The sequence below is a fragment of the Xenorhabdus szentirmaii DSM 16338 genome (assembly GCF_002632585.1).
In the GTDB taxonomy this organism is placed as follows: domain Bacteria; phylum Pseudomonadota; class Gammaproteobacteria; order Enterobacterales; family Enterobacteriaceae; genus Xenorhabdus; species Xenorhabdus szentirmaii.
The window spans coordinates 1-530 of record NZ_NIBV01000039.1 but is presented as its reverse complement, the minus strand read 5'-3'; the positions used below and the strand labels follow the sequence as shown (position 1 = coordinate 530).

At 55.7% G+C, this 530-nt stretch carries 1 pseudogene; it reads right to left on the bottom strand.

The window, feature by feature from the left end:
- Nucleotides 1-530, bottom strand: a pseudogene (locus tag Xsze_RS21540) (RHS repeat-associated core domain-containing protein); the annotation flags it as partial.

Sequence of the window (530 nt, the reverse complement as noted above, 5' to 3'; positions counted from 1 at the left end):
ACGCGTCCAGCCTGCTGGCGCTGAGTAATTTGTTCCATTGCGCCGTAGGCATCGACAGGCAGGTGCTGGCTCAGGTTGCCGTTGGCATCGTAGCTGAATTGCTCTTCATGTGGACGATTGCCCTCGAACAGTGTATGCAAAATCTGGTCGTTGGCATTGTAACGATAACGAGTCTGCCCCCAGCGGCTGTCATCAATCACGCGTACATTATGGGCACGGTCATATTGCCAGCTCCTGTTGACGGCAGAGGCTTGCGGCGGAAAATGCGGGTCATTTTGTGCCAGTGTTTCCCTGAAAAATTGGGTAGCTTGCCCCGCCGACTGATGCGCCAGCAAGCCAGTCGCGGTATAGCGGCTGGCGAGGATAAAGCCGTTGGCACTTTCCCGCACCGTTTCCCGCCCCAGTACATCATGCTGGAAAGTCAGTGGCGCATGTTGGTTGAGCTGAAAATGATTCAGAGCCCCCATGGGGTTATAGCCCAAATGCAGAGTGTTGCCATCCACGCTTTCACTGACAGGGCGTCCGGTCAG